This is a genomic window from Mesorhizobium sp. M1217 (genome assembly GCF_040318275.1).
Lineage (GTDB): Bacteria > Pseudomonadota > Alphaproteobacteria > Rhizobiales > Rhizobiaceae > Mesorhizobium.
The window spans coordinates 1-1,272 of the sequence record NZ_JAMYMA010000055.1 but is presented as its reverse complement, the minus strand read 5'-3'; the positions used below and the strand labels follow the sequence as shown (position 1 = coordinate 1,272).

Genomic DNA, 1,272 nt, shown 5'->3' with positions numbered 1-1,272 from the left:
TGACGTTGCCCCCAAGTTTTATCCAATCCTGAGTTCGCTCCGGCGATCATTGTTGCCCTGTTGGGCGGTTTGAGCGACGGGCACAGGCGCGGAGCTGATCATGGTGCGCAGCGCTGTGTCCCGTCGCGGGGTGAAGGTGTGGGCGAACTCGAAGGGGGTCTGCCATCCGAGCCGCGAATGTGGGCGATTGATGTTGTAATCCGACCGCCAACTGGCCAAGACCGCGCGAGCCTGCGCCAATGAGGTGAACAGCATCTCGTTCAGCAGTTCGTCACGGAGGCGACCGTTGAAGCTTTCGATGAAGCCGTTCTGCATTGGCTTGCCCGGCGCGATATAATGCCAGTCCACGCGGCTTGCATCGGCCCAGGCAAGGATCGCATTGCTCGTCAGTTCGCTGCCATTGTCACTGACCACCATCTTCGGCTTGCCGCGTTCGATCATGAGCCGATCGAGTTCGCGGGCAACCCTCACGCCGGACAGAGACGTATCCGCGACCAACCCCAGGCACTCGCGCGTGCAGTCGTCGACGACGGTCAATATCCGGAAGCGACGGCCATCGGTCAGCTGATCCGACACGAAGTCCAGTGACCAACGGTCGTTGGGCGCAACGGGGACCATCATCGGTGCCCGCGTTCCAATGGCCCGCTTGCGGCCGCCACGGCGCCGAACGGCAAGCTTCTCCTCGCGATAGAGCCGGAACAGACGCTTGTGATTGACCACATAACCTTCCCGCCGCAGCAGCACGTGCAGGCGGCGATAGCCGAAGCGCCGGCGCTCATGCGAGATCGCCTTCATCCGCTCCCGCAGGTCACCATCGTCGCCACGGCTCGCCTTGTGGCGAACCGTCATCCGGCAGCAGCCGATGGTCTTGCACGCCCGCCGCTCGCTCATCTCGAATGCCGTTCGAAGATGCGCGACAGCCTCTCGCTCGGCAGCGGGCGTCACCATTTTTTTCCGAGAAGATCCTTCAAAGCGGCATTGTCGAGCATGGCGTCCGCCAGGAGCCGCTTCAGACGAGCGTTCTCATCCTCCAGCGTCTTCAGCCGCTTCGCTTCCGACACATCCATGCCGCCATACTTCGCCTTCCATTTGTAGATGCTGGCGTCGCTGACCCCGTGCTTGCGGCACAGATCGGCCACCGAAACTCCGGCCTCGTGCTCCTTCAAAATCCCGATGATCTGCTCTTCACTGAAACGGCTGCGCTTCATTCTCTGGTCCTCACGTTGGGCCAGAGCGAACTTCAAACCGGATTAAGCCAAAGGGGCAACGTCA

Annotated in this window: 1 protein-coding gene; it reads right to left on the bottom strand. The window is 61.6% G+C overall.

Annotation, left to right across the window (positions count from 1 at the left end; translation table 11 throughout):
* Positions 1-18: 18 nt before the first annotated feature.
* Positions 19-1,208, bottom strand: a protein-coding gene (locus NKH37_RS33965) for an IS3 family transposase (RefSeq protein WP_353042583.1) whose coding sequence is annotated in 2 segments (ribosomal slippage) — positions 19-950 and positions 950-1,208 — 1,191 coding nt in all. Because the reading frame shifts where the segments join, the coding sequence is not laid out codon by codon here.
* Between the last annotated feature and the right edge of the window lie 64 nt (positions 1,209-1,272).